We start from the raw sequence: 4,829 nt of genomic DNA on the forward strand, positions 1-4,829 counted from the left end.
AGATTGAACGCTGGCGGCATGCCTTACACATGCAAGTCGAACGGCAGCGCGGGGCAACCTGGCGGCGAGTGGCGAACGGGTGAGTAATATATCGGAACGTACCCTGGAGTGGGGGATAACGTAGCGAAAGTTACGCTAATACCGCATACGATCTAAGGATGAAAGTGGGGGATCGCAAGACCTCATGCTCCTGGAGCGGCCGATATCTGATTAGCTAGTTGGTAGGGTAAAAGCCTACCAAGGCATCGATCAGTAGCTGGTCTGAGAGGACGACCAGCCACACTGGAACTGAGACACGGTCCAGACTCCTACGGGAGGCAGCAGTGGGGAATTTTGGACAATGGGCGCAAGCCTGATCCAGCAATGCCGCGTGAGTGAAGAAGGCCTTCGGGTTGTAAAGCTCTTTTGTCAGGGAAGAAACGGTGAGGGCTAATATCCCTTGCTAATGACGGTACCTGAAGAATAAGCACCGGCTAACTACGTGCCAGCAGCCGCGGTAATACGTAGGGTGCAAGCGTTAATCGGAATTACTGGGCGTAAAGCGTGCGCAGGCGGTTTTGTAAGACTGTCGTGAAATCCCCGGGCTCAACCTGGGAATGGCGATGGTGACTGCAAGGCTAGAGTTTGGCAGAGGGGGGTAGAATTCCACGTGTAGCAGTGAAATGCGTAGATATGTGGAGGAACACCGATGGCGAAGGCAGCCCCCTGGGTCAAAACTGACGCTCATGCACGAAAGCGTGGGGAGCAAACAGGATTAGATACCCTGGTAGTCCACGCCCTAAACGATGTCTACTAGTTGTCGGGTCTTAATTGACTTGGTAACGCAGCTAACGCGTGAAGTAGACCGCCTGGGGAGTACGGTCGCAAGATTAAAACTCAAAGGAATTGACGGGGACCCGCACAAGCGGTGGATGATGTGGATTAATTCGATGCAACGCGAAAAACCTTACCTACCCTTGACATGGCTGGAATCCCCGAGAGATTGGGGAGTGCTCGAAAGAGAACCAGTACACAGGTGCTGCATGGCTGTCGTCAGCTCGTGTCGTGAGATGTTGGGTTAAGTCCCGCAACGAGCGCAACCCTTGTCATTAGTTGCTACGAAAGGGCACTCTAATGAGACTGCCGGTGACAAACCGGAGGAAGGTGGGGATGACGTCAAGTCCTCATGGCCCTTATGGGTAGGGCTTCACACGTCATACAATGGTACATACAGAGGGCCGCCAACCCGCGAGGGGGAGCTAATCCCAGAAAGTGTATCGTAGTCCGGATTGTAGTCTGCAACTCGACTGCATGAAGTTGGAATCGCTAGTAATCGCGGATCAGCATGTCGCGGTGAATACGTTCCCGGGTCTTGTACACACCGCCCGTCACACCATGGGAGCGGGTTTTACCAGAAGTAGGTAGCTTAACCGCAAGGAGGGCGCTTACCACGGTAGGATTCGTGACTGGGGTGAAGTCGTAACAAGGTAGCCGTATCGGAAGGTGCGGCTGGATCACCTCCTTTCTAGAGTGGCACTCTTCTTCAAGCGTTCACACTTATCGACTGTCAAATTAAAGAACAGCATTTGGGGCTGTAGCTCAGCTGGTTAGAGCACCGTGTTGATAACGCGGGGGTCGTTGGTTCGAGTCCAACCAGCCCTACCAGTTTCATGCAATACCCATGGGGGATTAGCTCAGCTGGGAGAGCACCTGCTTTGCAAGCAGGGGGTCGTCGGTTCGATCCCGTCATCCTCCACCAAAAGCTCAAACGTAAGTCGTTAGATTTAGGTTTGATCTTTTAGAGATCAAGTGCTGTACGTTCTTTAACAATCTGGAAGAAGTAAGTAAATTTTTATTGATCGCAAACGCCGACAGGCGAATGCGATGGGTAATGATTGTATGTATCAACAAACGCAACAACGTAGTACTTCTTATTTCTATAACCGCTCCTTTGTTTAGTCGCAAGGGGCTAACGTTATAGGGACAAGTGAATAAGTGCACATGGTGGATGCCTTGGCGATTACAGGCGATGAAGGACGTAGTAGCTTGCGATAAGCTGCGGGGAGCTAGCAAACAAGCTTTGATCCGCAGATTTCCGAATGGGGAAACCCGGCCTTTTAGGTCATTGCATACTGAATACATAGGTATGCAAAGCGAACGCGGCGAACTGAAACATCTAAGTAGCTGCAGGAAAAGAAATCAACCGAGATTCCCAAAGTAGTGGCGAGCGAAATGGGATGAGCCTGTACGTTTTAGCATGACGCATAACAGAATCCACTGGAAATTGGAGCCATAGCGGGTGATAGCCCCGTATGTGAAATGCGATGTGTGGAACTAAGCGTACGACAAGTAGGGCGGGACACGAGAAATCCTGTCTGAATATGGGGGGACCATCCTCCAAGGCTAAATACTCGTAATCGACCGATAGTGAACCAGTACCGTGAGGGAAAGGCGAAAAGAACCCCGGGAGGGGAGTGAAATAGATCCTGAAACCGTGTGCATACAAACAGTAGGAGCGGACTTGTTCCGTGACTGCGTACCTTTTGTATAATGGGTCAGCGACTTACATTCAGTGGCAAGGTTAACCATATAGGGAAGCCGTAGAGAAATCGAGTCCGAACAGGGCGATAGTCGCTGGGTGTAGACCCGAAACCAAGTGATCTACTCATGGCCAGGATGAAGGTGCGGTAACACGCACTGGAGGTCCGAACCCACTAATGTTGAAAAATTAGGGGATGAGCTGTGGGTAGGGGTGAAAGGCTAAACAAACTTGGAAATAGCTGGTTCTCTCCGAAAACTATTTAGGTAGTGCCTCAAGTATCACCATCGGGGGTAGAGCACTGTTATGGCTAGGGGGTCATCGCGACTTACCAAACCATTGCAAACTCCGAATACCGATGAGTGCGAGCTTGGGAGACAGACGTCGGGTGCTAACGTCCGGCGTCAAGAGGGAAACAACCCAGACCGCCAGCTAAGGTCCCAAAGATTGGCTAAGTGGAAAACGAAGTGGGAAGGCTAAAACAGTCAGGATGTTGGCTTAGAAGCAGCCATCATTTAAAGAAAGCGTAATAGCTCACTGATCGAGTCGTCCTGCGCGGAAGATGTAACGGGGCTAAGCCAGTCACCGAAGCTGCGGATATGCGTAAGCATATGGTAGGAGAGCGTTCTGTAAGCCTGCGAAGGTGTCTTGTAAAGGATGCTGGAGGTATCAGAAGTGCGAATGCTGACATGAGTAGCGATAATGGGGGTGAAAAGCCCCCACGCCGTAAGCCCAAGGTTTCCTGTTCAACGTTCATCGGAGCAGGGTGAGTCGGCCCCTAAGGCGAGGCAGAGATGCGTAGCTGATGGGAAGCAGGTTAATATTCCTGCACCGTCGTATGATGCGATGGGGGGACGGATCGCGGAAGGTTGTCTGACTGTTGGAATAGTCAGTTTCTGGTTCATAGAAGGCGCTTAGGCAAATCCGGGCGCGGAATTCAAGGGATCGGGACGAGGCACTTAGGTGCTGAAGCAATCGGAAGTGGTTCCAAGAAAAGCCTCTAAGCTTCAGTCATACGAGACCGTACCGCAAACCGACACAGGTGGGCGAGATGAGTATTCTAAGGCGCTTGAGAGAACTCGGGAGAAGGAACTCGGCAAATTGGTACCGTAACTTCGGGAAAAGGTACGCCCTTGTAGCTTGGCTGATTTACTTCAGTAGGGCGAACGGGTTGCAATAAACTGGTGGCTGCGACTGTTTAATAAAAACACAGCACTCTGCAAACACGAAAGTGGACGTATAGGGTGTGACGCCTGCCCGGTGCTGGAAGATTAAATGATGGGGTGCAAGCTCTTGATTGAAGTCCCAGTAAACGGCGGCCGTAACTATAACGGTCCTAAGGTAGCGAAATTCCTTGTCGGGTAAGTTCCGACCTGCACGAATGGCGTAACGATGGCCACACTGTCTCCTCCCGAGACTCAGCGAAGTTGAAGTGTTTGTGATGATGCAATCTACCCGCGGCTAGACGGAAAGACCCCATGAACCTTTACTGTAGCTTTGCATTGGACTTTGAATCAATCTGTGTAGGATAGGTGGGAGGCTTTGAAGCGGGGACGCCAGTTCTCGTGGAGCCATCCTTGAAATACCACCCTGGTTCATTTGAGGTTCTAACCTTGGCCCGTTATCCGGGTCGGGGACAGTGCATGGTAGGCAGTTTGACTGGGGCGGTCTCCTCCTAAAGTGTAACGGAGGAGTTCGAAGGTACGCTAGGTACGGTCGGACATCGTGCTAATAGTGCAATGGCATAAGCGTGCTTAACTGCGAGACTGACAAGTCGAGCAGGTACGAAAGTAGGACATAGTGATCCGGTGGTTCTGTATGGAAGGGCCATCGCTCAACGGATAAAAGGTACTCTGGGGATAACAGGCTGATTCCTCCCAAGAGTTCATATCGACGGGGGAGTTTGGCACCTCGATGTCGGCTCATCACATCCTGGGGCTGTAGCCGGTCCCAAGGGTATGGCTGTTCGCCATTTAAAGTGGTACGTGAGCTGGGTTTAAAACGTCGTGAGACAGTTTGGTCCCTATCTGCCGTGGGCGTTGGAAATTTGAAGGGGGCTGCTCCTAGTACGAGAGGACCGGAGTGGACAGACCTCTGGTGTACCGGTTGTCACGCCAGTGGCATTGCCGGGTAGCTAAGTCTGGAAGAGATAACCGCTGAAAGCATCTAAGCGGGAAACTTGCCTTAAGATGAGATTTCCCAGAGCCTTGAGCTCTTTGAAGGGTCGTTCGAGACCAGGACGTTGATAGGTCAGGTGTGGAAGTGCAGTAATGCATTAAGCTAACTGATACTAATTGCCCGTACGGCTTGT

2 tRNA genes and 2 rRNA genes are annotated in these 4,829 nt (G+C 51.5%); all 4 read left to right on the forward strand.

Features of this window, described 5'->3' with window-relative positions:
* Nucleotides 1–1,504, forward strand: a 16S ribosomal RNA gene (locus tag HUX88_RS31670); the annotation flags it as partial.
* Nucleotides 1,505–1,567: 63 nt separating this feature from the next.
* Nucleotides 1,568–1,644: transfer RNA gene (locus tag HUX88_RS31675), tRNA-Ile, on the forward strand.
* An 18-nt stretch (nucleotides 1,645–1,662) separates the two neighbouring features.
* Nucleotides 1,663–1,738, forward strand: a tRNA-Ala gene (locus HUX88_RS31680).
* 222 nt (nucleotides 1,739–1,960) lie between these two features.
* A 23S ribosomal RNA gene (locus HUX88_RS31685) occupies nucleotides 1,961–4,829 on the forward strand; the annotation flags it as partial.

The sequence above is a fragment of the Duganella sp. BJB1802 genome, from assembly GCF_013369445.1.
Lineage (GTDB): Bacteria > Pseudomonadota > Gammaproteobacteria > Burkholderiales > Burkholderiaceae_D > Rugamonas > Rugamonas vulcania_A.